Below are 24,600 nucleotides of genomic sequence, written 5' to 3'. Positions count from 1 at the left end.
TTTTGTTAGTCACTATTTCACCAATTAAAACGGCCGATATTTGCATAAACCTCACTGAATAATAAGACTATCCTTTTCGTTTTAATTTATAGTATCCACTCGCTCCTTTAAAACTAATCCGCAGGCTTATGGAATACATAGATCAGACTGTCCTTATCGCAATGGCACTCATTTTTGCTGGCTCATTTGTGCAAACCGCAATCGGCTTTGGTTTGGCTATTGTTGCAGCCCCACTGCTGTTTTTGGTTTCACCAGACTATGTACCTGCGCCTATCTGCTTGGTTGGCCTGTTTATCTCTTTATTCAACGCCTTTAAACACCGTGCAAACATTTCTATTGGCGGGTTAAAAATCGCATTGCTGGGCCGCATTCCGGGCTCATTGGCAGGCGGAGCATTATTGGTGATGGTTTCAACGAGCGTGTTGTCATTATGGTTAGGCTTATTGGTGGTATTTGCCGTGATTGTTAGCCTACTGCCATTCAGACTCGAACCAACCCCAATCAAGATGGGTATTGCAGGGTTCTTCTCTGGGTTCTTTGGCACCAGTTCTGGTATTGGTGGTCCACCGATGGCACTGCTACTCCAACACCAAGATGCCAATCAGCTTCGTGGTAACCTTTCTGCGTTTTTCGTGTTTAGTTCGATCATTTCATTGGTTGTACAGATCCCAATTGGCTTCTTCACGCTACACCACTTGATCATCACTATACCTTTGCTGCCTGCTGCTTGGTTGGGTTACAAAGTGGCGTTAATGACGACACAAAGCATCCCTAAAGAGAAGATACGCATTGGTTCATTACTGCTATGTTCTCTCAGTGGCTTTACGGCAATCTGGCAGGGTTTAGCTGGCTAGTTATTGACGATAAAGACCGGAAAAGACATCTTAGAAAACCAACACAGATCAAACACCCAATAGATAAAAGGACGCTCTATGACTTACGACGAATTCAATGCATTCTGCAAGTCACTGCCTGCAACCAGTTATGTGATGCAGTGGAATAACTCGCACGTTTGGAAAGTGGGTGGCAAGGTGTTTGCGATTGGTGGTTGGGGACCGAAAGATGAGACTGCGTTTATCTTTAAGGCATCCGATCAGAACTTCGACTTTCTGAAAGAGGAACTTGGCTATAAACCCGCGCCCTACTTTGCTTCGCGCGGAATGAAGTGGATTCAGCTTTTTGAAAGCACATCAGAAAGGGATGAGGAGCTGAGATACTACCTCACTGAATCACACCGAATTGTTTCATTAGGGCTAACCAAAAAGAAACAAGCAGAACTAGGGCTCAATCAATAACGTTTATCACGTATTGCTAATCTGAGCCCTCTTTCGGAGTGAGGAAGGATCCCTAAGAAGTCCGTTTCAAAAATGCAGGTAAATAGCGTTCTATTTTTTGCTCTGAGATAAGCGGCACCAATAGATAGATAAGACCTGCAAAAGCGATAGATCCGGCTAAGTCTTCTGGGCGGTGCATGCCAAGCCAAACTCGGCTGTAAGCGACACCACCAGCCCAAACCAGTAAACCACCTACCAAATAAAAACGCTTCGCTTCTAAAAACAATCCACCGAAGAACGCCAAACACACACCGACGAAAATCATGTGTCCAGATGGGAAAGAATAGTCAGTCTCACCCAACCAGTGGCGCGTTCGCCACTCACTCACCTTATCTTGCACAGATGCAATCGCTGCGTTCTTTTCTACCAGTGGCAGTTCATAAAACACTTCTGGCATTTCGACAACTTCTTGCGTCACCAAATACTCAGAATAAGGTCGAGGGCTTTCTGTTGAATGCTTTAAGAAGGTTTTCGCTGCAAAGCTAAGAACCAACAACAGGCCAAGCTGCAGACACAGGCTGACTCGCTTAGCTTTGGAAAACTTCATCGTGAGCAATGCCAGAGACAAAACAGCTAGCGTTACCAAGAATCCTTGATTGCCTGCTGAGTACGTCACGAACGTCATGAAGGCACCATAGAAAGGCAAAACCGCACTTCCAAGGTCAAAGTTCGATCCAAAGATCAAAAAAGGTACGAGAGAATACAAACTTAGAACGAGAAGTAATAAGCCTTTGGATTTGTTAGAGAACAGAGAAGTCATGGCTAAGATCTTTTAGATAAAGTGTCCGAATGCTATCTCAGCTTAGCAGCGCTAATATCAATTTTATGTCAAAACGGTCAGTAAGACGTCATGGTGTAACAATATTGAATTATTAAGCCACGTTAGCATTCATTTGATAAACATTTGCTTTATCAACGATATGAATTGGACACACACTCATGTTCATAGACACATAAAAATCCTTTCAAACATCAAAAATCTACGCACAACTGTGTATGCAAACCAAGTGATGTCTGTTTCGTTGATAAAATGAGCACTTACCGCATTCAAAGAGCAGAATCTAAAAAACTTTGCTGTCAGTCCTTTAAATCCACTATTGAAAGGATTACCATCTGGTCTGCTTTCAAAGCAAAACAAATTATTAATTTTTATTCTCAGGGCGGGGCGAAATTCCCCACCGGCGGTATGTCCTTAGCAAAATCTAAAGATAAGCCCGCGAGCGCTCGATTCGTCGAGGTCAGCAGATCTGGTGAGATGCCAGAGCCGACGGTCATAGTCCGGATGAGAGAGAATGAAAACACACTCGTTTAAGTTGGAAAGGCATGCCCATTTATTGGGTTCATTCCTCCAACTTAGACGGGTGCATTTCGTTTTGGATAAAACCATAATGAGCTAAAGCCTCTTGTAATGAGTTAGCTTTGTCGTGCTCGGTTGAGATCCCTCATACAGCCCTGATTCTGGTGATATTTTAGGAGTTTAACCATGAATCAGTCTTCATTACTTGCCGAATTTGGCGAACCAATCACTCGCGTTGAAAACGCACTGCAAGCTCTACGCGAAGGTCGTGGCGTACTTTTACTTGACGATGAAGATCGCGAGAACGAAGGCGACATCATCTACTCAGTAGAACACCTAACCAATGCTCAAATGGCACTAATGATCCGTGAATGCAGCGGCATCGTGTGTCTGTGTCTAACCGACGAGCAAGCAAACCAACTTGAACTTCCACCTATGGTTGTAGATAACAACAGCGCAAACCAAACTGCGTTTACGGTGACTATCGAAGCAAAAATTGGCGTAACGACAGGTGTTTCTGCCGCTGATCGTGTAACAACGATCAAGACAGCTGCAAACCCAACAGCTAAGCCTACTGACCTTGCTCGCCCTGGCCACGTATTCCCATTACGCGCTCGTAAAGGTGGCGTACTTGCACGCCGCGGTCACACAGAAGGCACTGTGGATCTTATGCAAATGGCAGGTCTTCAATCAGCCGGTGTACTGTGTGAAGTAACAAACCCAGATGGCACGATGGCAAAAGCGCCAGAGATCGTTGCTTTCGGTAAAATGCACAACATGCCAGTTCTGACCATAGAAGATATGGTTATGTACCGTACTGAGTTCGACCTTAAGCTTGCATAACGCTTAATCGTCAGTGTCCAGCGCTGGCGATAATTGGATCGCTAATAAATATTGAAAGGCCTAATTCTTTAATGCTGTTTCTAGTTAATAGCATTAAAGAATTAGGCCTTTTTAATTTCCGTATTTTGAGACGAGACAGCGGTGGATCGCCGACGTATGTCTAGTTATCGGAACCTACTCAGCCAAATCACTTAGAAAAGCGTAACCTCTCAAAAAATCCTGCAAAATATGAGAAACACTCACCCAAATGGTGAGATCATGCACCAATGTTGACCATTTACAATCATCACAAAAACGTAAGCAATTGAAATATAACAATTATATATTTTGGCACGGTGTCTGCACTACCACTAAGTAGGTATACAGATGTTAGGAGTAGAATATGTTTGTAGTTATTTCAGTGGGTTTATCCCTATTAGTACTTTCCGCCCTGTATCATTTCTCAAGGAAGAGAGAAACAGCGCTATCACACCGGTTCGAAACCTTAGTTTTGCTTAGAGAGCTATTGCTGTTATCACGTAAACATCGCGCTGCAACGCATTACGCTCTGGCGTATAAATTGTCTAGCGACTCGATTCGCAAAGTGAATAAGATTTACGACAACATACTTGAGGTGTCTGAACTGCTTCAATCTCATGTGTCGTTTGATAGTCGCCCTATGTATCGCATCTACCATCTAAAACTCATCGCAATGCACAGCGACTGGCAAAACCGCAGCTTGGTGCGTAACCAATCGATTCATGGCAAAACAATTCGCCACAGCATGTTCTTGATGGATGAAGTGATGATCATCTGGCTGATCCAGTCTGAGCGAGAAGACATGAGCCGTGAGTACCACATGAACTGGCAACAGATCTTAGACTGCATGGAGATCTTGACCAAGCTGAGAATGTGCATACCTGATATGGAGAAGCCTGAGGAGTATGCGAGATTCAAATTCTACGCATCTCAGACACACCGCAAACTCAACCAATTATCGATTATTTGCCCTATCAGCAGTGGGTCACCCATTTGTACACGTGCGATGCATGCACTTACCGAGATCGCATCAAGCACTGAAGCGACCCAACCAGCAGATAGCATGTACGAGTTAACCAGTGATATCTCTACTGTGGTATCGCAAGTCTACGACCAAGTATTATCAGACATTACCAAAAGCTTGTATCAGCCTTTACCTAGCATCAACGATAAGGCGATAAACACCCGATTATCCGTACATCATTACATGTAAAGACTTCGTGAGAGGAGAGCGTGCTGGAACTCTGAATTATTGAGTTCAAATCCGATATCACCTTTGATATCGGATTTTTGTATTTATGGGCTTATATATTTATTTGGTTCTATTTTAGGACGAGACAAGTTATGAGCGATGTAAGCTTAAACGTCTCCAGATTTGATATCGCTAGACCAAGCTTCTGCTGCAAAATCAATGAACTGACGAACAACAGGCAGCTGATAACTACGGGACAAGTACACCGCCCAAAGCACACTACTCGGTGAAACAAAATCATCCAAAATTCGTTTCAGCTTCCCTTCAGCAATCAACGGATTCGCTAAATCACAAGGTAATCGAACAACCCCTTTGCCATGCTGTGCGGCGCGAGCTAACACCCCAACATCATTGGCCTTAATAGTCCCCGACACCTCAACCGAATAATGTTGGTTATCCTTAACAAAATCCCACTTAGAGACACTCAAATGACGAAAACAATTGTGTTGTCTAAGCGCTTCAACCGTTTCAGGTTCACCGTGTTTGTCTAGGTAGTCTTGTGAGGCACACACCACCGAATCAATTTCCATTAGCTTTCGAGCAATCAAACTATCGTCAGGTTGATCGGTATAGCGCAGCGCAATATCGATTCTGTCGTCCACCAGCTGAGCAAAATGGTCAGAAGCAAAAAGCTCTACTGTGATACTGGGATGAAGCTCTGTGAACTGTTCAACCACACTCAACAGCATATGTTGAGTCAAGCCAATGGGTGCAGCTATGCGAATCACACCTGAAAGAGCATCGGTTTGATTAAGTGCAGTGACTTCTAGCTCCGCCGTTTCATGGAGTATTTTTTCGCAACGTTGTAACGCAATCTCCCCCGCTGTCGTCAAACTTACCTTACGAGTCGTTCTGTGCAGAAGCCTTTGTTTTAACCACCCTTCGATCTCTTGAACATGCCGTGAAACCTGTAAACGGCTCATGTCCAAATGCTCTGCTGCTTGAGTAAAACTGGCGCAATTTGCGACTTCAACAAAGCTACGCATCGCCGTCAACCTGTCCATCACACTCTCCCTTACCGACTTAACCAAGCCTATTAGATAACTGTATAGATACAATCTACATCATTTCGCGATATTTATCGCAATCTAGTGAGCTATTAGACTGCAATGGCTGTCGAGAAACAGACTCAATAAATTAGATAATTGGAGAGACATTATGAAAATTGCAGTATTAGGCGCATCAGGTTGGATTGGTAGTCACATCGCTCAAGAAGCTCAATCTCGCGGACACGAAGTTGTTGCTGTTGTAAGAGATGCAAGCCGCGTAGAAATCAGCGATGTTGAAGTTCGTTCATTTGATTTACAAGATGAAGCGGCAAGTCTAGCGACCGCTTTCTCAGGCGTTGATGCGGTAATTGCTTCGATTGGTGGACGCGCTCTAGGCAATCACGACATCGTAAAAAACACAGCAGCTAAGTTGCTTGATACATTGCCAAGCATTGGCATCGAACGTCTACTTTGGGTAGGAGGTGCAGGCTCATTAGAAGTGGCGCCAAACGTACCGTTAGTTACCGTTCCTGACTTCCCTGCGGACTACAAAAACGAAGCGCTAGCACAGGGTGAAGCGCTTGAAGTGTTCAAACAATCTAATGACAAGGTTAACTGGACATTCGTTAGCCCTGCTGCGGAAATCTTCCCGGGCGATAAGCTATCAACCTACCGCACAGGTGGTGATCAACTGCTCACTGACGAAGATGGCAACAGCAAAATATCCGTCAGCGACTACGCTATCGCGATGATTGATGAACTCGAAGCTGGCAAGTTCCCACGCCAACGCATTGGTGTCGCTTACTAGTCAGCTCATATATAAAAACTAAAAAAGCCGCTTGTTCAAAACAATGCGGCTTTCTCATCTTTATATGGAGCATTCCTTTAACCCAATGGCAAGTGACCCGTTTTCACTAGGATAACCGTCTCTTCTTCCACATAAGGGAAATGCTCGCTCATATGAGGGCTACGCATCCATGTGTGTTTTGGATACTCACCATGTTCATCTTTAAAAGTACCTGACAACACAAAAATCTCTTCACCACCAAAGTGACGGTGCGGCTGAAAACGTTCGCCAACAGGCCACTTCACTAAAGCGACATGCTCGTGCTCGAATTCATGCAGTGGCATCACTTGTAAACCACCAATACCCGGAAGCCACTCTGTTTCTAGAGTATTAATGCGAACTTGAGTTAAGTCTCTCGCATCAAACTGGTTGAGCTTCACCAAGATCGTGCAGCCATTTTTGCTTGATGGAGAATGCGCACTGCCCGGGGGATTACGGATATAAGTACCGGCAGGGAAATCTCCAGTTTCATCAGAGAAAACACCGTCTAACACGAAGATTTCTTCGCCTTGCGGATGCGGGTGCTCAGAAAACGAAGATTCCGGTTCGTACTTCACAACACTGGTCGTGTGACCTGATTCTTTCTCTTCTCTTTCAAGCGGCTTACGCCATACCCCTTTGGCAGGGCTCGCGATCCAATCTAATATCTCGGTTTCTATAACCAGCTTTTTTGAAAAGTCCATGTTGAACATAATGGCGACCTTACTCTTGTTATCGTTTTAATTATTATTGTTGTCTTTCTCGTTTCTATTCTACGCGAATACTCATCAAGGAGGCCATCTCGCTGCTATTTGCCTACGCGACAGCCTCCTGAAAAGAAGCCTAATTAATTGCGGCCAGCGATCACACCGCCATCAACATCCCAGATTGCACCCGTGACCCAATCAGCACTGTCTGACAGTAAGAAAGAGATGCTATTGGCGATGTCTTTCGGCAAACCAACTCGACCAATCGGATGGAATGCGTTGAAACCTTCTAACGCTTGATCCACTTCTTCAGGTTTGATGAAAGATTCGTAAATCGGTGTTTTAACCACAGCCGGGGAAACCGCATTCACACGAATGTTATGCTCAGCCAGTTCCATTGCCATGTGTTGTGTTAATGCGTGCAGGCCAGCTTTAGCCATTGAATAGGCAGAAGATGGCGTCGCTTTGATTGCTTGCTTACCCCACATAGAACCAACGTTAACCACACTGCCACCGCCGTTCTTGATCATCAATTTACTTATCGCTTGAGTGATGAAGAAGGTTGCTTTATTAAGCTGCATGTATTGCTCGTAATCAGATTCTTGGTGCTCAATAAACGCTTTAGGGTTGAAGTAACCTGCAGCATTAACAAGGTAACCAATACCTTCTTCGAGCGACTCTAAATGCGCAATAAGGCGAGACACACTCGCATCATCATAAAGGTTAGCTTGCCAACCAGAAGCGTGGCCTAGTGATTGAAGTTCTGACACCGCTTTATCTAACTTAGTTGGGTTATTGCCGACAACCAACACATGGATGTTTTGAGCGACTAACTGCTTCGCTGTTTCAAAGCCCATACCGCTCGTGCCACCGATTACTACTGCAATACCATTTTTAGTGAAGTTCATTTTGTTATCTCCTAAGTCATGTGAACGTGGTAATCTTAGGCCTTGAACTAACACTATGAATAGTAAGTACAAATCGGTTAGGTAGGTACTTATTGGTACATCTTTATGAAAAATCAGGAAAACTTTTTTTCAAGAAAATCAGCACCAGAGCGCTCAGCTCGCATGGTAGAAACCATCTACGGCTGTAAATGGTCGCTAACGGTCTACCAATTGCTGGCAAATGGCATTAATCGCCCTGGTGAAATGGTGCGCTCGGTCGAAGGGTTATCGACCAAGGTATTGAATGAATGTTTGAAGCGAAATGTAGAATTTGGGATTTTAGATAAGCAAATGTTCAACGAACTGCCACCAAGAGTTGAATACCAAGTGACTCCGTTCGGCGAGAAGTTCTTGTTGATTCTAGAGCAGTTGGAAAACCTACAAAACGAAATCGACGAGATGTAAGCCCACGCGAATCTGCTCTATTCCAAATAATGGTCAGCAAGCACTATTTAGCTGACTGGCATTTGCTCAAAACGGCCTTTCACAAAATCAATGAAGGTTCGAATTCGGCTTGGTTGATAGCGGTCTCGATGGTAGATCGCTGAAAAGTCGACCTTAGGCACCACCCATTCTTCAAACACTTGCAGCAATTGCCCGTCGTTGAGTTCTTGTAAGCAATAGATGGTTGGTACACGAATAATTCCGTTGCCCGACTTCGCGCCCTGCACCAACACTCGGCCATTTTTACATTGCAGTCTGCCCGTCACATGCACATCGACCGTTTTCTTGGTGTCATCTAGCGCTTGAAAGCTCCACTTACGCACCGATCCCGTTAAGCAGTCATGGTGGATCAGATCTTTAGGATGACTTGGCTTTCCTTTACGAGCGAAATACTCAGGGCTCGCGAGCGTTCCCATCTCGATGTCTAATAGCTTTCTAGCGATAAAGCCCGCGTCTTCTAAGCTTCCCATGCGAAAAGCAATATCAAACGCGTCTTCAATCAAGTCGACTCGGTTACTACTGAAATCAAGACTGATGCTGATGTCTGGGTAAAGCTGCATAAACTCATTGACTAGATCCGCGATGATCACCTCACCAAGATAACCGCCAACACAGTTTACTTTTATATCGCCGCGCACCTCTTCGACATCGTCCACCGCAGCAATCAAGGCTTGGTCTATATTATCTAAGGCTTGTTCACATCTCGCGTATAGATCTTGCCCTGCGTGCGTCAGCCTTAAAGTTCGAGTGGTGCGGATAAACAGGGTCACTCCCATCTGTTTTTCTAGGCTACTCACTTGGCGTGATACGTGGGAACGAGACACATCCAACTCCTCAGCCGCTTTGGTGAAATTACCTAAACGAGCGATAAGCACGAAAGAGCGAATATCAGACAGGTTAATTTGATTGAGCATAGTCGCCAGCTTACTAATGAAGTTATGAGATAGACGCTTTTATTGTTGCACCACAGCAACAGTGTTTCAAGTAAAGAGCTATATATCAACAATGTTATTTTCCTTAATATACCTCCATCGCAACGAAGCAAGGCAACAAGCACTTGATTCGAATGCACTTAAACAACACGTCGTAGCCAACCGACGCAATAAAAGTACAGAGGAAATAAAATGAAAGAACTAATCGTAATTACAGGTGCAAGCTCTGGTATTGGTGAAGCAATCGCTCGTCGTCTAAGCGATGAAGGTCACCCTCTGCTACTTTTAGCTCGTCGTGTTGACCGCCTTGAAGCGTTGAACCTACCAAACTCACTATCAGTGAAAGTAGACGTAACAGACAAAGCGTCTTTTGATGCAGCAATCGCACAAGGTGAAGAGAAATTTGGTCCTGTAGATGCGCTTATCAACAACGCTGGCGCGATGCTTCTTGGTCAAATCGATACTCAAGACGCACAAGAGTGGAAGACAATGTTCGACGTGAACGTAATTGGTCTTCTAAACGGCATGCAATCTGTACTTGCTCCGATGATGGAACGCAATACAGGCACTATCATCAACATCAGCTCTATCGCGGGTAAGAAAACTTTCCCAAGCCATGCTGCTTACTGTGGTACTAAATTCGCAGTACACGCGATTTCTGAGAACGTTCGTGAAGAAGTTGCTGCTTCAAATGTTCGTGTTACCACTATCGCACCGGGTGCTGTAGAGACTGAGCTTCTGTCTCACACAACATCTCAAGAGATCAAAGACGGTTACGATTCTTGGAAAGAAGACATGGGCGGCGTATTGGCAGCTGACGATATTGCTCGCGCAGTATCATTCGCTTACCAACAACCGCAAAACGTATGTATCCGTGAGATTGCTCTAGCACCAACTAAGCAACAGCCATAGGCTTTACGCAATAACAAACATCACGTCATAATTGACATTAAATAAAGAAGGGACCTGTAACTAGAAATAGATTGCAGGTCCCTTCTTTATTTGCTGCTTGTTCGCTGAAAACACGTTTTTGTATCTCTGTCAGAACTGCTCTCTACCCTGTCTCTACCATTGCGTTTCGCTTGATACAAACAGTCGTCGACTTCAAAAATGACTTTTCAGTTTTTGAGACACTTTTAGCAAGCGCCTTTTTGAAACGGTCGGGTTAATAAACCTTGTAAGTAATCGCCAGTAAAAATTAATGTTGTCCCATTTCCGTCGTGGAATTAAGTGAATATGAGCATGAGGAATATGCTGTCCTGAATATGTTCCATTGTTTACCACCAATGTATAATCATTGACATCATCAAATGCCTCGATAACTCTCAGCCCCAACTTCTTAGCGAACAAGAACAACTCCTTGTATTCATCATCATTTAGCTCTTCAAGATGAGAAACGTGACTTCTACTGAGAATAAGTAAGTGACCTTCCGTTATCGGATGTATGTCAAGTACAGCTCTCAAACTGTTAGACTTCGCAATGAGGAAATGAGCAGATTGATCACGATTAATCTGACAAAAAATACATGATTGAGTAGCGTTAAAAACTTTATTCATTGGCTTTCAACAGCTCCATAATGGCTCTACGATCTAACTTTCCACTACTGTTTGTAGGAATCTTATCTAAAAAAACGATGGTATCGGGCACCATATATGTAGGTAGCGACGAACGACAAAGCTCAACTAGATCCTCTGCACTAAAGCCAAGCTCGTTATGACACAAAGTTAAACCAGTACACACCTTTTCTCCATAAGGGTACGGAACGACTACGATCCTATCTGAAGCAGTAAAACGACGAATCAATGATTCAATTTCTTGTATCTCTATGCGATAGCCTCTGAGCTTGACTTGATGATCGACACGTCCATGGAAGTACATTACGCCACTAGAGTCATAGCTCGCCAGATCTCCGGTCTTATAAAGCCGTTGAACAACGCTATCATTCCATGGTGACCATTCTATAAAAACTTGGTTTGTTTTATCACTATCTGTCCAGTACCCGTCTACAACCTGAGGGCCAGTCAAATAAAGTTGCCCCACTTCACCAAACTCGGCAGGGAGCAGCTCATCATTCAAAATAACGCAGCTGTTTTGGCCAAAAGGCTTTCCAATTGGGACTATTGGATGCGCTGCTTCATCGTCTCTATTAACCCTAAACAAAGTAAACGCAATTGTTGCTTCTGTTGGCCCATACAGATTGTCCAATGTTGAGTTTTCAGCCAAACAACTCCAGTCTTCAACAACACTGTCCGTTAAAGCCTCACCGCAAAAAAGGCTGTGTTTCAATGTTGGCATCTTTTCAAACTGAAAACGTTCTCCCATTGCCTGCTTCGCAAATGTCACCATTGATGGCGTGGAAAACCAGACTGTTAACTTGTGGGTGTTAACAAACTTAGTCGGAAGCAATTTATCAAACTCAGTGGCTGCATATAGGCACCCACCAGTGGTCAAACATACAAAAATGTCATGAACCGATAGATCAAACGTAAAATCGAAAAACTGACTATGTCTATCTAGATGATCGAAGTTGTACAGTGAAGTAATGCCATCTAAATAACTAAGTAAGTTCTGCTCATTAACTGGTACGCCTTTTGGTAATCCTGTACTACCTGAAGTGAACATTAGATAAACATAAGAACTCTGCAAATTATCAAACTTTTGTTCATTGCAACCTGAAGTAAGATCACTACGCCTAGAACCTATTTTGAAAATCTTATCCTCATGGATATCTATCGCTAAATCATATGAACGAATAATTTTCAGCTTCCTATCACACAAAGGTAATAGAGACTCTAGTAAGTCAATGCTTTCTTCATCGACTAATAAAGTACTGCATCCGCTCGTACGAATAATCGAGGCAATTTTTTCAACAGGAAATGTATTGTTGAGAGGAATGTAAGTTATTTTAGATAACGTGCAAGCAAGTATAGAAGCATAACCGTCGAACGATTTTCCAACCAATAGTAGAGCATTGGGTTGCTCTAGCTGGAGTAAAGATCGCGCCAACTGACTGGCGCGATCTTCAAGCTGCTCATAGGTATATGTTACATTTTTTACCCATAATGCAGGTCGTTCTCGGTGTGCTTGAAAAGCTTGCTTAAGTCGAAGACTAAGCTGGAACACCTTCTTGCTCCTTTTTAAATTGCGCGATAAATTGGATGATCGACTCCGCAAGCGAGCTGTCATAGTAATGAGCAAAATGACCACTATCTTCTAACATTAACAATCGACCATTACTCAAAGACCTCGACAGCTCAACAGCAGATTCAGGATGTGTAATTTCATCGTTCTGACAACCAACAACTAACATTGGTTGATGAGCATCACTTGTATATGCATCGTCTCGTTCATTAAATAAGTTGTTCATCATATTGGCATATCGGTACAACGTTTCACTGTTTTGATAAGGTAGGCTTGTCATTGCCATTAATCTCGGGTCAGTGCTACTTATTACCGAATTGATTGCTCTTTTATCGTCAGCATCTCCTTGGATGTTTCCATATATCAACTGACAATATAGTTCTGCATTTCTTCTAGACGAGCTAATTTTGGGGAGAAGACTCTTCAAACTTTGTTCGAATTCACTTACTGGTAACTTCCTTTTCTGCAATGAAATTCCTCCATTTAAGAGTACTGCTGAAGAAAAACGAGAAGGAAATGCACTCAAGGCTCGCAGTGTAACTTGGACACCACTGCTCCAACCTATCATTGAAGCTTGTTTAACGTCGAAGGAATCGAGTAGGCTTATCGCATCCCTTGCATGCGTTAATGAGTGACACTTTTCTAATTCAAAACCTTGAGTAACTCCAGGCACCCAACGGGTATCCCAAGTGATAACGTGATAATCTCGCGACAAGCGAGAGGCGAGAGGTTGCATAAAATCAACTGGCATCCCATATGCGTTAGCAATAATGATCGTCTCTTTTTTAGGTGACCCCATTGTGTATACAGTTAGTAAGTTACCATCCCAAGTCTTTACTTGATGACGTTCAAACGAATCATCGCTACCTTCAAGAACAAGTTCTTCTTGAAACATACGAATATAGTTATCCATAACATTTAGTGACATTGGCTTATGATGAGGCAGTGAACGTTCAAAAGATTTCAACGTGCCATAATACCCTTCATAGAACTCTGTTCTTCCATCAAACATTGATTCAAGTGTTGTCGTTTCACTATCTCTAGAATCAACAATGTTAATACAGTCAGTCCCTATGTGTTGTTCACATTGTTGAATTACGTCAAAGACCCTTAAGTTTGAGGGGTTTACAGAATGATAAATAGGTTGTGAACCAAAGTTAATCGACCGTAGATATAGTAAGTCTGCTACTACCTGATCGACAGGAATAAAATTGCCAACAGCTTCGGGATCGCCTACGAGTCGAATTTTATGGTTTAACTGAGATAACGTTGATTTGATCTGATACATCTCATTAAAAAACCCATACAAACCAAATCGAGTTCCTCCACTGCGCTGAGTCAATACTGGCCCCAAAACAATGGAAGGTCTAACTATCGTGGAAGCAATCCCCATAGATGCAGTATATTGTGAAACTAACTTTTCCGCATAGCACTTACTCTGTTCGTAATAGTTAGTAAATTCTGTATCCTCGCTATGCAGTTGCTCCTTTATTGACCCGCTAGTTTTACCTGCGGTATATGCTGTTGAGATATAAATAAATCGCTTAACTTTCAACTTTTCTGAAACATCCAGTAAGTTTTGAGTACCTATTAAGTTTGTCGCATCAATTTTATTTTGGTCTTCCCAACGATAAGATAAACTTGCTGCAAAATGCCATATTTCGGTTATATTTGCTTGTTGTAACTGTATTATCTGCTTTTGACTGAGTCCTAATCCTTGTGACTTGAGGTCTCCTCGAACACACACGAGCTTCCGCTCTAACTCATCTTCTGGGATATCCGGCAGATCATAACTTTGAGCACAGGATTTCAAGTTATTTTTAATACGCGAAAGTGCCTCTTGCTCAGAATCGCCTCTGGATAGAACAAATATTTTTCCTGGAGTATGTAACTTCCAGTAAAGGTAGTTACCTCCTAGAAAGCCCGTCGCTCCAGTTATAAAAATAGATTCTTGACTATCATAAAGAGGTTGTTTAATAAGTTCGAGCAAATTGATCTGTTGGCTTTTATTAGACATATTGATTTTCATCCTCAAAGAAGTGTTTTTTTACCGAAGCTAGGGTTTTTACTTTATCATGAAGAGTTTCATCGACTTCAATAATCAAGCCTGTTGACTGTTCAAGAACCATTAAGAACTCAACAAAAACAAGAGAATCTACGATCTTGTTTTTAATTAAATCAATATCGTGTTCAATTGGTGAATTTAATTTTGTTCGTTTTTGTAACCATTCACACAACTCCAAGAATCCTTTTTCCATTTTATTACTCATTGATAAGCTTCCTCCAAAGGTATACCGCACCTGATGAGCAATCGAGTGACATGTTTCAATAATTTTTCTCGATGGAATTCGATGCGCATTGGATTATTCATTAGTTCAGTTCTCAGTGCCAGTGGTTCTAATATCCCAGCATCACGATATGCAGATGTGTTATAGAGTGCTCCAATATTAATATCTATCGATGTTTGTAGCTGCTTCGCTAACATTTGAGGGCTTCCCTCACTTTCAAGCGCCGCAGGAGCCAAGTATTCAAGAAGTTGACGACCGTATGCTATATGTCTTGATTCGTCTTTGTAGTGCTCTTCATTTATTTCTCTTACAAAAGGGTGAACACGCTCATCTTTAGCATTAACAACATTATAGTGGTGGCCAATCTCTTCAAAAATCAATATTCTCGCGAATATTAAAAACTGCTCTTCAGAAGGAGTTAATACTGGATTTTCCAATTGAAACTTTCTATTAGGATAAACAGTATTGGTATAATCTTTACAAAACTTATGGAAATACCACATATGCTGGTTTTCTTCATCAATCAAATGAAAAAGATATTCTCTAGCATCTTTTAGTGTAACTTTATTCAGTATCCGGCTTACCTCATGTATCAACTCCAACTCTCCGGTATAATTGAGGCTAAAAGTATTAACGCACTCCCATTTAGATAATTTTTTAAGTTGTTCTTCAGAAAAAGTTTCGAATTTTTCAGTAAGGCTAACACTTAAAATATCAGGAGATTGCCACCATGAGTCCTCTTCAATATGTTGGGGCCAATTAAAAAAACTAAATGCATAGTTGTGCTTATTCACAGACAACTTAGATAAGTTGTCTGTCCTTCTTAATAGCTGTGACATTGTTAGTTCCGTCTAATTTAGATTATTTATGCGCTTGCAGACACTCGTTTAGAGTAAGCAGTGTTAGAAGACTTATCTTTCTCTGTTAATTTACTTTCAATGATGACCTCATAAGGTAAATTCAAGTTAAGTAAGTGTTCATAACGCTCTTCAATTTTATCCCTTTTGAGCTTTAATGTAGGCGTTAGCAAGCCATTCTCAATACTCCAGGGCAGCTCAACTAAAATCAGGTGATCTAGCCGCTCATGAGCTTCTAATTCTCTGTTTACTTTCCTTAAAGTAGCTTTAAGTTCTTTTCGTACATGCGCAGCGGTACTAGGTGTGCCTTCGCCTAAAACAATTAATGCAATCGGTTGTTTTCTACCAATTCCCATAACACACACTTGTTCAATATCTGGATTCCTACCTAAGCTGCTTTCAATGGGTACAGGTGAAACGTATTTTCCTTTACTCGTCTTAAACTGTTCTTTTACTCGTCCAATAATTCGCCACGAGCCATTAGCATTAAGCTCGGCTTTATCACCCGTCTTAAACCAACCCTCTTCAAAAGCGGCTTTGGTGGCTTCTTCATTTGCGTAATATCCCGAGAAGACAGCATCCCCTTTGATCAGAACTTCACCTTCTTCAGATAATTTCATTTCGACACACGGTTGAGGCGTTCCAATTGTTCCAAGGTGCTCGAAATCAAAAGGGACATTGCTACACGATAGGCCTGACGTTTCTGTCATCCCCCAACCTTCACCGATACTAATACCGATCTTATGGAACCACAGAAGCACTTCTGGGGAAATAGGTGCACTACCAGACCCAAATAAAACCGTGTCTTGAAGTCCTAGATTTTCACGTATTTTACGCGCAACAATTTGGCCAATAAACGGGATTTTTAGTAGTAGCTGTAAACGATTATTTGGCATCTTCGCCAAGATTTTAGACTGGAACTTAGTCCATAGTCTTGGTACTGAGAGGAAAGCAGTTGGGCGAGCATATTTAACATCTTCAATGAAGGTATCAATTGATTCAGTAAAAAACACTTCAGCTGGATTATAAATCGATGGAAGTTCAACCACACAACGCTCAGTGATATGAGCTAATGGCAGATAAGACATAACGCGAGTTTCCCCCGGTTGAAAAAATATCTCACTGCCAGATGTTGCTGACGACGCAACGTTTAAATAACTAAGTTCAACTCCCTTTGCCAAACCAGTGCTACCAGAGGTGTAGATGATCGAAAACGTATCGTTAAGGCTGGGGATGTTAATATTTTCAAGTGGCGTTAACATCGGCAACCAAGCACGCCAATCAAGCTTGCAATCAACTTTAGCACTAGGCATTGCTATGGTAATTAATGAATCAGGTAAAGCTTTGCTGAGCTCTTTGGAATCATCAAGTTTGCCAATAAACATCGCTTTAGCGCCACTATGTTCCAACACGTACTTTATGTTGTCTGAACTTGCTGTTGGGTAAATCGGGACACTAATCAGACCAGCCATCATTATTGCTAAGTCACATATGTACCACTCTGCCGAATTTTTAGCGATGATGGAGACTTTGTCCCCCTCGACTAGTCCATTGTCAACTAAACCTTTTGCGACTTTCCGTGCCGCGATATCTGCCTCACACCATGTATAAGTATGCCACTTACGATCAACAGGTTGATGAAGCCACACTTTGTCAGGGTGCTTTTTAACATTAGCTTTCAACTGTTCTAACGGCGTACAGTAAGTTGTCATAGTTTAACTTTCCTTAGTTATTAAACGGTTTCAGACCTTAAATTCAACAACGCTACAGCACTTCGATAAATTTAAGCTCCCCAAAAAAGGTGTAAATTTAACCACCACTTGGTCAGACCACATTAATTTTTATTAACATTTGAGCAACAAATACTTATCATCTAGTTATTAAACTGAGATATGAGACAGCAACACTTAGCCCGATAAATGATTATTTTATAAATTAGAAAGGTCATTTACAAAATGGTGAGGTAACTTCGGAGTACATTTGTTGCCCGAATATATTACTGTTAATTCAACAACCGTAAGCGCTAAATCTATAGGGTGCCTATTTTTATCAACACGTCTGTCGTATATCACGGTAGTCTTTGCAATCGTGAACTTACCTATGATGAATTAACTTGATCTCCCCCATTTAACTGATGGGGAAACAGTTGAAATCGACGTTTACCTACTTCTTTAAAAGTGTGTCATTGAATAGATGTCGTTTGACAAACATATTTATTACGCAGCAGAAAAAGCAAGCTTTCTATATAAGCGCTAGAGGAACTTTTGATACCACTAAGCGAGCATGGCTGAAGAGACGTTACTATGTTAAACCTTCCCAAAATGAAGGTATGAAATTTTTTCATCAAAACGTTTGCTCTTCTCTGATTGTTGTTCGGCGACTAAACCCTACAACTTACTATCGTTTATTTTAGTTTCAGCAAGCCATCAATAAACTAAAAAGCGCCACTACTTATTCAGTAGTGGCGCTTTTGTTTTTATTAAGTCTAGCTACAAGCAGTAACCGTGATTAAAACTCAACGCGATAAACTGATGTGCTACCACTTACTTCGTTCCCAACCGCAATAAAGTGGTTGCCAGAACGAGTGAAATACTTGATCGACTCTGGGCCTAGGTCACCGGCTTTCGAGTTGTAAATATCGTTATCGCAATCACCGTCTTCATCAACCTTAGTGCATACAGGCTGAGTAAAATCGCGGTTATTTAGATAGCTGATGAAACTTGCACTCTTAGGCTGCGTTACGTCGTAAACCATGATGCCACCTTGGCGCTCAAGTCCAACAAAGGCATAGTGCTTGCCGTTGATCTCAGCCACTTCGATAGCTTCAGGCTCTACGCCTTTATCATCACTACGATCGTCACCGCTTTGGTTGTTATCATTGGTGCTGTTGAAGTTTGCAGGATCTTGCTCCAGCACAATTCGAGCGAAATCATCGCCACTATCAAACACGAGCTCACCTGACTCATCCCAGATAGAGAAAGAGCGGCTACCGAATGCTTGAACCTTTTGGTCAGCAGCGAGTGTCCCTCGTGGCTTAATCACTTTAAGACGTGCAAGTTGCTTGTTGTCTTTCAATGCACCAGCTAATGGATGGTTAGCATCAACGTCTAACTTCTTGCCACGCACTTCATCGACATAAGCGATACAAAAGTCTTTTTCTGTTGTGTAGTTTTCGGTGCCTTTATAGTCATCACCATCCCACTCAAAACCTTTCTCGTCACACATTTCTTGCGTGGTTTTGATGCCATACTCACGACCATCACCTTCATTCGCAGTCACAATGTAGGTGTTGCCATCAACACTGTAGCTGGTGATGCTGTCTGGCATGTAAAGGCCTTCCAACATTGCGTAGCTTTGTAGGTTACCGATGTTTTTATCTTTATTTGACGCATCTAGCTTAGCGTTATCCCAAGGCTTCCCGCCTAATCCAAGAATCGCATCCACTTGTGCACTCGCCACATCAATCGCTGCCAACGCATTGTTCTCTTGAAGGGCAACGTAGAGTTTTCCGTTATCAGCAAACGTTAGGTATTCCGGTTCAAGGTCTTGAGCGACAGTTGCATTCGGCGCAGAGAGTCGAACCTTGTCGGCCAGCTCTGCATGGCGGGGCTGACCTTGGTTGAATGCCTTGAAATCAATCTGAGTGACTGTCGCTTGCAAAGGACCACTGCTTAAATCCACCAGCGTTACTGAGCCTTCAGGGTCAATGCTGTAATCCGCATTCGGCTCACCTTCATTTGCAGAGGCAATGTAGCGACCATCTTTCGAGAAGCTCACCATGTCCGGTAATGCACCAGCCGTATAAGTAGTGATCAGCTCTAGCGTGTCTGAACGATAAAGTGCAATGATGCCGTTCTGTTGCTTGTCAGCATTTTCAATCGCGACAGCAACTAATCCTTGATGAGTAGACACACTGTTCGCTGCACCAATATCAATACCAGCAGCTGCAGCCGCTGATTGAAGATTAATCGAACCCGAAGATGTTGGTTCGCTAGCCGAGTTCATTGATAACACATCAACCTTCTGAGCTTGAGCGTTCACAACATAAAGCTTGTCGGTACATGAATCGTAGCTGACGATTTCGGCTGCTGAGGTATCAAACGGGGCATCGGCAATAGCACGACCAACCAGACTGATTCCGGTTACCTCAGCATTGGAAGCGCTTGGCTGCTCGATGGATTTACATTGAAGGCTAAAAGCATCAAGTGACGTTTGAGATGGCGTAGCAACCGTTGGTGATGTTGACGTTGATTGAGAACAGCCTACTAGAGCAGAACTTACCGCGATAGGCAGTAATAATGTCAGCTTATTAAATTTACGATTCATATATCCTCCATAATTTGAATCGCGATCATAGAGGGCTGTTATGACAGTTATCTTTCTCTTTTATTAACAATAAATGACGACAATAGGTTTCTTTTACTCATAACAACAGAAGCTAAGGTGAGCACCTTATTAACAAACAAGCAAAAAAAAAGCGCCCAAGCTGGCTGATGCTTGAGCGCCTTTAGTAAACTGAATCGGTGGGTTAGAAGTTGTAACCACCACCGATCATGAATACCCATGGGTCGATATCAACGTCTGTTGAGTAATCAGTGCCGCCCAAATTATATTTAGCCGTCGTATCAATATCTATATACCAAACTGACGCATTCAAGAACCAATCGTCGTTGATCATGTAATCCATACCGATGTTAGCCGCCAAGCCCCAAGAGTCATCAAGTGATACATCGCTCAATCCATCGATCTTCGAACCTTCGTCAAAGAATACAGTGTAGTTTATGCCGCCGCCTACATAAGGACGGAAGTCACTCTCTGCGGTGCCAAAGTAATACTGAACCATAAACGTTGGTGGTAAATGTTTGGTATCAGCTATTTCACCAAGACCAGTCGCAGAAATATTGTGAGAAAATGGGGTTGCAGCTAATACTTCAAAGCTGATGTTATCTGTAAACATATAACCAAATGTTAAGCCAAGCTGTGTATTCGAATCTAAAGAGAACTTAGTGCTTGAACTACCAGCAACAGGGCCACTGCTTTCGTTTGGAGATACTGTTGCTGCACCTGCACGGATGATGAAATCACCTTCTTTATGAGCAAGAACATTGGTCGATATAAGAGCCGCAATAACCGCAATACCACATACTGTTTTTTTCATTATAATTTCCTTTTGAGGGCTTAATTTTTATTGGTGAATGAGTAATCATTTCTTATTTTGCGTGCAAGGTAGCATATAATAACCCTACTTTATTGATGGAAATCAATTTGTGAAAAGTTGTGATTATTTATGTAAATTTATATCGACCCGATCACTTTATTCCTTCATTTTATTGACAGTTTTGTAATGCAACTTTCCCGTGCGTCATCTTGTTAATTCACCACCCTCACTTTGCCCAGGTCTCTTCGGATCAAAATAGAGCAAGCCAACATCTCGTACGCATCAATTTGGTGCAGGTCTACAAGAATCAGCCTCACCTCATTTAATATTCAATGAGTTACATTTGGCTTAGTGCTTGCAAGTCTATGTTCATAATCATAAATACATTGAGGTTCTGACCATGCAAGACACTCTAACAATCGTTCTGGCCGGCGGTGTTGGCTCTCGGCTTTCTCCCCTCACCGATAACCGTGCAAAACCTGCGGTGCCCTTTGGTGGCAAATATCGAATCATCGATTTCACTCTCGCGAACTGCCTGCATTCTGGGCTTCGCCAAATTCTGGTACTGACTCAGTACAAGTCTCACTCTTTGCAAAAACATTTAAGGGATGGTTGGTCGGTACTTAACCCCGAGCTCGGCGAATACATCACCAATGTTCCCCCACAAATGCGAACGGGTGATAGCTGGTACAGCGGTACTGCCGATGCGATTTATCAAAACTTGTATCTACTTTCTCGTAGTGAAGCTAAGCATGTGGTGGTGTTATCAGGCGACCATATCTATCGCATGGATTACGCGCCAATGCTCAAGCAACACAAAACGAACGAGGCCGACTTAACCGTGGCGTGCATGGAAGTTTCAATTGATGAAGCCAAAGAGTTTGGTGTGATGGAGATAGACGAATCTCTCGAGATCAATAACTTTACCGAAAAGCCACGTTACCCAGCATGTGTACCCGGTAGGCCGACTCGAAGCATGGCTTCAATGGGTATTTACGTTTTTGATAAAGAGGTGTTAACACAAGCGCTACTGGCGGATGCCGAAGACCCGAACTCAAGCCACGATTTTGGTAAAGACATCATTCCTAAGTTGGTCGGCAACAACCGTGTTTACGCATATAAATTTGGGGATGAGGAAGGTCGTGTAACCCAAGATGCGTACTGGAGAGATGTGGGTACTATCGATTCTTACTACCAATCCAATATGGATCTGTTGAAACCGGCCTCGCCTATCGATTTATACCAACCGGATTGGGCGATTCGCACCTATGATCCGCAACTTCCACCTGCGCGAACCATTGCTTCTGTAGAAGGAAACCAAGGGATATTCATCAACTCGATGATCGCGAATGGAGTGGTGATTGAAGGGGGTTCGGCGCAAAACTCTATCTTCTTCCCTAAGGTCAAAGTCAGCAATGCCGCGATTGTGATTGATAGTATTCTGTTTGAAGACGTTGAGATTGGGCGAAACTGCCACATTCAGAACTGCATCATCGACAAAAACGTTAAGGTGCCAGATGGAACCCAAATAGGCATTGATAGACTTGCAGACGCTAAACGCTTTCACATATCGAAAAAAGGCGTCATTGTCGTGCCCTCTTCTTACCAATTTGAAGAGTAATCTTGGTCATTGTAATAGCTTTTCTTTAAACGAAAAAAGGCAGCGAATTCGCTGCCTTCTTATTAGTTCACACGGCTTCAGTTAAGCCTTAACTGTCCATGCATTCGATTAAACAGAAACCCTTAGAAAGGCCCTAGCTCGATCATTTGAGCAATCACAACTGAAATCAAAGCGCCCACTGACCAGAACAAGAACAGCGGTAAGAAGAAACGAACCCACTTGGTGTAAGGCACTTTTGCAATAGCCAATACCGCTAACAAGCCACCGTTGGTTGGGTAAATATAATTAGAAATACCATCACCCAATTGAGAAGCAAGTGCTGCTACTTGGCGAGTCACTTGACCAATATCTGCCAATGGAATGATGATTGGCATAGTGATCACCGCTTGGCCACTGCCAGACGGAATAAATAAGTTGATCGCAGCCTGCGAGAAGTAGATTCCTGCTGCTGCCACAAGTTTAGAGCTACCAGAAATGATCTGTGCAAGATAGAAGATAATAGAATCAACAATCTTCGCGTCTTCCATAATGGTCAACACTGAGCGAGCGAAGAAGATGATCAGTACTGCCACCAATACATCGCTAACACCTTTGGTCCAATACTCACAAATCTTGTTCGGAGATAAACCCGCCACCAAACCCGGAATGATCGCCATTGCCACAAATGCACCCGCAATCTCGGTAAAGCCGAACCCCATCGTCAACGTGCCGAAGATCATGTATGCGAATACGCCCAAGAACGCGATGCCCGCAAGCTTTTCACGAGTAGTCAGTGTTTTCGCTTCAACGCTAGATTCGTAGTGGTAACCCGTACCATGCAACAAACCTTTGGTTGGATCTTGCTTAACTTTGCGCGCGTAGTTAAGTACATACCAAGCACCCGTTAGCAACATGAACATGCCAACAATAAAGCGGTACCACATGCCTGAATACATAGGCAGTTCAGCAATAGTGTGTGCGATACCTGTGAAGAATGGGTTAGCTAGCGCAGCTGCAAAACCAGCGCAACTTGCCAGTAAAACAACACCAAGTGCCGTTATCGCGTCATAGCCAAGTTTGATACAGATAGGGATCATCAAAGAGATAAAAATGACATCAAGCTCACGCATACCGGTGAAGGTGACGTTGAAGAAGATCGCAGTCATGATCACAGGTGCAATCACGTACAAGCCTTGCTTCTTTAGCTTAGTCGTTAACGCAACGACGGATGCGTCTAACAAACCCATGTGTTTGATAATGCCGAAAGCACCACCCACAAATACCACAACACCCATCACACCAGAAGCGGATTTGAAGCCTTTAAAAAATGATTCGAAAAAAGAGGCTAATGTTGTTGGGTTACTGGCTAATAGTGTGTAACTGTCTGGGTCGATAACCGTGCGGCCATTCATGACCACTCGTTCAAACTCACCAGCAGGGATGAAGTAAGTTGCGATTGCAGCAACAATCACCATGATAACCAAAGAGAGAAACGGGTGGTTTACTTCTTTCTCTGTCGGAGCTGTGTTACCAGCTTGAGATGTAGGTACGGACGTAGATACCGTAGTCGTCATATAGACTCCTTACTTGTCAGCAACTAAGGAGTACTTAGCTACCGAGAGGGATTTTTGGAAAAACGAAACCCTTCACGCAGAACTAAGCTCGCGCTAATTTAGGCTGTTTCAAAAAGGCCTTTGATAGATGGTGCTCTCAAATGTACATAGTGAAGTAGTGAGTACTACTCTCTTTGCGTCCGAGCAAAATGCAGATGTTCAGCCAAGTCAGGCCAAACTGAATGAGGTCATTACGGGCAGATAAACAAAGAAATCCGCTGAGTAATATGTTTTTTATCAATTACAAAGACAAGCCGCGCATGCTAACACAACGAGCGGTAAATTGTCAGAAAAGTGTGAGTTTCGTCATGTTTGGGTGGGCTTTAAAAAAGCGCCTAGCAAAAGTTGGGCGC

At 42.8% G+C, this 24,600-nt stretch carries 22 protein-coding genes and 1 riboswitch; of the genes, 8 read left to right on the top strand and 14 right to left on the bottom strand.

Going from position 1 to position 24,600, the window contains the following annotated elements; genetic code table 11:
• Positions 1 to 128 precede the first annotated feature (128 nt).
• Together NX845_RS17465 and NX845_RS17460 are read left to right on the top strand one after the other, a co-directional pair.
• The gene (locus NX845_RS17465) at positions 129 to 854 is read left to right on the top strand and encodes a sulfite exporter TauE/SafE family protein (RefSeq protein ID WP_017083156.1); all 726 of its coding nucleotides are present in this window, start codon (positions 129 to 131) and stop codon (positions 852 to 854) included.
• Between the two features lie 78 nt (positions 855 to 932).
• Entirely contained in the window at positions 933 to 1,295 is a 363-nt protein-coding gene (locus tag NX845_RS17460) for an MmcQ/YjbR family DNA-binding protein (RefSeq protein WP_260257031.1), read from the top strand.
• A gap of 52 nt (positions 1,296 to 1,347) precedes the next feature.
• On the opposite strand, the gene NX845_RS17455 is transcribed toward NX845_RS17460, so the two are convergent.
• Positions 1,348 to 2,094 carry a phosphatase PAP2 family protein gene (locus NX845_RS17455; protein ID WP_260257030.1) on the bottom strand — a complete coding sequence of 249 codons (747 nt, stop codon included), beginning with the start codon at positions 2,092 to 2,094 and terminating at the stop codon, positions 1,348 to 1,350.
• A gap of 387 nt (positions 2,095 to 2,481) precedes the next feature.
• Positions 2,482 to 2,632: riboswitch (FMN riboswitch) on the top strand.
• Between the two features lie 185 nt (positions 2,633 to 2,817).
• Here NX845_RS17455 and ribB point away from each other — a divergent pair.
• Positions 2,818 to 3,474, top strand: a complete 657-nt coding sequence (gene ribB, locus NX845_RS17450; protein ID WP_054546292.1) for a 3,4-dihydroxy-2-butanone-4-phosphate synthase — start codon at positions 2,818 to 2,820, stop codon at positions 3,472 to 3,474.
• Between the two features lie 382 nt (positions 3,475 to 3,856).
• Complete coding sequence (locus tag NX845_RS17445; RefSeq protein ID WP_260257029.1) at positions 3,857 to 4,705, top strand: hypothetical protein; 849 nt, start codon at positions 3,857 to 3,859, stop codon at positions 4,703 to 4,705.
• Between the two features lie 146 nt (positions 4,706 to 4,851).
• On the opposite strand, the gene NX845_RS17440 is transcribed toward NX845_RS17445, so the two are convergent.
• Positions 4,852 to 5,748, bottom strand: a complete 897-nt coding sequence (locus NX845_RS17440) for a LysR family transcriptional regulator (RefSeq protein ID WP_102576272.1) — start codon at positions 5,746 to 5,748, stop codon at positions 4,852 to 4,854.
• 154 nt (positions 5,749 to 5,902) lie between these two features.
• Here NX845_RS17440 and NX845_RS17435 point away from each other — a divergent pair, with 154 nt between their 5' ends.
• The gene (locus NX845_RS17435; protein ID WP_017087102.1) at positions 5,903 to 6,541 is read left to right on the top strand and encodes an NAD(P)-dependent oxidoreductase; all 639 of its coding nucleotides are present in this window, start codon (positions 5,903 to 5,905) and stop codon (positions 6,539 to 6,541) included.
• 77 nt (positions 6,542 to 6,618) lie between these two features.
• Here NX845_RS17435 and NX845_RS17430 read toward each other — a convergent pair whose 3' ends face one another.
• Entirely contained in the window at positions 6,619 to 7,272 is a 654-nt protein-coding gene (locus tag NX845_RS17430; protein WP_102576273.1) for a cupin domain-containing protein, read from the bottom strand.
• A gap of 134 nt (positions 7,273 to 7,406) precedes the next feature.
• The gene (locus NX845_RS17425) at positions 7,407 to 8,174 is read right to left on the bottom strand and encodes an SDR family NAD(P)-dependent oxidoreductase (RefSeq protein WP_009846265.1); all 768 of its coding nucleotides are present in this window, start codon (positions 8,172 to 8,174) and stop codon (positions 7,407 to 7,409) included.
• A 105-nt stretch (positions 8,175 to 8,279) separates the two neighbouring features.
• Here NX845_RS17425 and NX845_RS17420 point away from each other — a divergent pair, with 105 nt between their 5' ends.
• Positions 8,280 to 8,618 (top strand): helix-turn-helix domain-containing protein, encoded by a 339-nt coding sequence (locus NX845_RS17420; protein WP_017103534.1) that lies wholly within the window; start codon positions 8,280 to 8,282, stop codon positions 8,616 to 8,618.
• Between the two features lie 47 nt (positions 8,619 to 8,665).
• On the opposite strand, the gene NX845_RS17415 is transcribed toward NX845_RS17420, so the two are convergent.
• Positions 8,666 to 9,571, bottom strand: a complete 906-nt coding sequence (locus tag NX845_RS17415) for a LysR family transcriptional regulator (RefSeq protein ID WP_004733015.1) — start codon at positions 9,569 to 9,571, stop codon at positions 8,666 to 8,668.
• Positions 9,572 to 9,781: 210 nt separating this feature from the next.
• Between NX845_RS17415 and NX845_RS17410 the strand changes: the two genes are divergently transcribed.
• Positions 9,782 to 10,501 carry an SDR family oxidoreductase gene (locus NX845_RS17410; protein WP_108162599.1) on the top strand — a complete coding sequence of 240 codons (720 nt, stop codon included), beginning with the start codon at positions 9,782 to 9,784 and terminating at the stop codon, positions 10,499 to 10,501.
• 192 nt (positions 10,502 to 10,693) lie between these two features.
• On the opposite strand, the gene NX845_RS23455 is transcribed toward NX845_RS17410, so the two are convergent.
• The 8 genes from NX845_RS23455 to ompW all read right to left on the bottom strand — a co-directional run bounded on the left by NX845_RS23455 (position 10,694) and on the right by ompW (position 21,034).
• Positions 10,694 to 11,146 carry an HIT family protein gene (locus NX845_RS23455; protein WP_017094498.1) on the bottom strand — a complete coding sequence of 151 codons (453 nt, stop codon included), beginning with the start codon at positions 11,144 to 11,146 and terminating at the stop codon, positions 10,694 to 10,696.
• On the bottom strand, positions 11,139 to 12,713 hold the full coding sequence (locus NX845_RS17405) for an AMP-binding protein (RefSeq protein ID WP_017094499.1): 1,575 nt from the start codon (positions 12,711 to 12,713) through the stop codon (positions 11,139 to 11,141). The genes NX845_RS23455 and NX845_RS17405 overlap by 8 nt, the downstream gene beginning before the upstream one ends.
• Positions 12,700 to 14,748 carry an alpha/beta fold hydrolase gene (locus NX845_RS17400; protein ID WP_017094500.1) on the bottom strand — a complete coding sequence of 683 codons (2,049 nt, stop codon included), beginning with the start codon at positions 14,746 to 14,748 and terminating at the stop codon, positions 12,700 to 12,702. Before NX845_RS17400 ends, NX845_RS17405 begins: the two co-directional genes overlap by 14 nt.
• Complete coding sequence (locus NX845_RS17395; RefSeq protein ID WP_032555445.1) at positions 14,741 to 15,001, bottom strand: hypothetical protein; 261 nt, start codon at positions 14,999 to 15,001, stop codon at positions 14,741 to 14,743. The genes NX845_RS17400 and NX845_RS17395 overlap by 8 nt, the downstream gene beginning before the upstream one ends.
• Entirely contained in the window at positions 14,998 to 15,858 is an 861-nt protein-coding gene (locus tag NX845_RS17390) for a diiron oxygenase (RefSeq protein ID WP_017094502.1), read from the bottom strand. The genes NX845_RS17395 and NX845_RS17390 overlap by 4 nt, the downstream gene beginning before the upstream one ends.
• Before the next feature lie 26 nt (positions 15,859 to 15,884).
• Entirely contained in the window at positions 15,885 to 17,588 is a 1,704-nt protein-coding gene (locus tag NX845_RS17385; protein ID WP_017094503.1) for an AMP-binding protein, read from the bottom strand.
• Between the two features lie 796 nt (positions 17,589 to 18,384).
• A complete protein-coding gene (locus NX845_RS17380; RefSeq protein ID WP_065681109.1) occupies positions 18,385 to 20,202 on the bottom strand; it encodes a choice-of-anchor I family protein in 1,818 nt (605 codons plus the stop codon).
• A gap of 202 nt (positions 20,203 to 20,404) precedes the next feature.
• A complete protein-coding gene (gene ompW, locus NX845_RS17375; RefSeq protein WP_065681108.1) occupies positions 20,405 to 21,034 on the bottom strand; it encodes an outer membrane protein OmpW in 630 nt (209 codons plus the stop codon).
• A 400-nt stretch (positions 21,035 to 21,434) separates the two neighbouring features.
• Between ompW and glgC the strand changes: the two genes are divergently transcribed.
• Positions 21,435 to 22,655: a glucose-1-phosphate adenylyltransferase gene (glgC, locus tag NX845_RS17370; protein WP_017095139.1), complete on the top strand. Its 1,221-nt coding sequence runs from the start codon at positions 21,435 to 21,437 to the stop codon at positions 22,653 to 22,655.
• A 122-nt stretch (positions 22,656 to 22,777) separates the two neighbouring features.
• On the opposite strand, the gene NX845_RS17365 is transcribed toward glgC, so the two are convergent.
• Positions 22,778 to 24,208 carry a YfcC family protein gene (locus tag NX845_RS17365; RefSeq protein WP_065681107.1) on the bottom strand — a complete coding sequence of 477 codons (1,431 nt, stop codon included), beginning with the start codon at positions 24,206 to 24,208 and terminating at the stop codon, positions 22,778 to 22,780.
• Positions 24,209 to 24,600: the final 392 nt, after the last annotated feature.

The sequence above is a fragment of the Vibrio sp. NC2 genome (assembly GCF_025195005.1).
Lineage (GTDB): Bacteria > Pseudomonadota > Gammaproteobacteria > Enterobacterales > Vibrionaceae > Vibrio > Vibrio splendidus.
Note: the sequence above shows the minus strand (reverse complement) of the source record. Positions and strands in the feature narration are given on the sequence as shown.

What these genes read in the sequence shown, in the direction of transcription:
- NX845_RS17465 (WP_017083156.1), top strand. Translation starts at nt 129, where the DNA reads ATGGAATACATAGATCAGACTGTCCTTATCGCAATGGCACTCATTTTT.
- NX845_RS17460 (WP_260257031.1), top strand. Translation starts at nt 933, where the DNA reads ATGACTTACGACGAATTCAATGCATTCTGCAAGTCACTGCCTGCAACC.
- NX845_RS17455 (WP_260257030.1), bottom strand. Translation starts at nt 2,094, where the DNA reads ATGACTTCTCTGTTCTCTAACAAATCCAAAGGCTTATTACTTCTCGTT.
- ribB (WP_054546292.1), top strand. Translation starts at nt 2,818, where the DNA reads ATGAATCAGTCTTCATTACTTGCCGAATTTGGCGAACCAATCACTCGC.
- NX845_RS17445 (WP_260257029.1), top strand. Translation starts at nt 3,857, where the DNA reads ATGTTTGTAGTTATTTCAGTGGGTTTATCCCTATTAGTACTTTCCGCC.
- NX845_RS17440 (WP_102576272.1), bottom strand. Translation starts at nt 5,748, where the DNA reads ATGGACAGGTTGACGGCGATGCGTAGCTTTGTTGAAGTCGCAAATTGC.
- NX845_RS17435 (WP_017087102.1), top strand. Translation starts at nt 5,903, where the DNA reads ATGAAAATTGCAGTATTAGGCGCATCAGGTTGGATTGGTAGTCACATC.
- NX845_RS17430 (WP_102576273.1), bottom strand. Translation starts at nt 7,272, where the DNA reads ATGTTCAACATGGACTTTTCAAAAAAGCTGGTTATAGAAACCGAGATA.
- NX845_RS17425 (WP_009846265.1), bottom strand. Translation starts at nt 8,174, where the DNA reads ATGAACTTCACTAAAAATGGTATTGCAGTAGTAATCGGTGGCACGAGC.
- NX845_RS17420 (WP_017103534.1), top strand. Translation starts at nt 8,280, where the DNA reads ATGAAAAATCAGGAAAACTTTTTTTCAAGAAAATCAGCACCAGAGCGC.
- NX845_RS17415 (WP_004733015.1), bottom strand. Translation starts at nt 9,571, where the DNA reads ATGCTCAATCAAATTAACCTGTCTGATATTCGCTCTTTCGTGCTTATC.
- NX845_RS17410 (WP_108162599.1), top strand. Translation starts at nt 9,782, where the DNA reads ATGAAAGAACTAATCGTAATTACAGGTGCAAGCTCTGGTATTGGTGAA.
- NX845_RS23455 (WP_017094498.1), bottom strand. Translation starts at nt 11,146, where the DNA reads ATGAATAAAGTTTTTAACGCTACTCAATCATGTATTTTTTGTCAGATT.
- NX845_RS17400 (WP_017094500.1), bottom strand. Translation starts at nt 14,748, where the DNA reads ATGTCTAATAAAAGCCAACAGATCAATTTGCTCGAACTTATTAAACAA.
- NX845_RS17395 (WP_032555445.1), bottom strand. Translation starts at nt 15,001, where the DNA reads ATGAGTAATAAAATGGAAAAAGGATTCTTGGAGTTGTGTGAATGGTTA.
- NX845_RS17390 (WP_017094502.1), bottom strand. Translation starts at nt 15,858, where the DNA reads ATGTCACAGCTATTAAGAAGGACAGACAACTTATCTAAGTTGTCTGTG.
- NX845_RS17385 (WP_017094503.1), bottom strand. Translation starts at nt 17,588, where the DNA reads ATGACAACTTACTGTACGCCGTTAGAACAGTTGAAAGCTAATGTTAAA.
- NX845_RS17380 (WP_065681109.1), bottom strand. Translation starts at nt 20,202, where the DNA reads ATGAATCGTAAATTTAATAAGCTGACATTATTACTGCCTATCGCGGTA.
- ompW (WP_065681108.1), bottom strand. Translation starts at nt 21,034, where the DNA reads ATGAAAAAAACAGTATGTGGTATTGCGGTTATTGCGGCTCTTATATCG.
- glgC (WP_017095139.1), top strand. Translation starts at nt 21,435, where the DNA reads ATGCAAGACACTCTAACAATCGTTCTGGCCGGCGGTGTTGGCTCTCGG.
- NX845_RS17365 (WP_065681107.1), bottom strand. Translation starts at nt 24,208, where the DNA reads ATGACGACTACGGTATCTACGTCCGTACCTACATCTCAAGCTGGTAAC.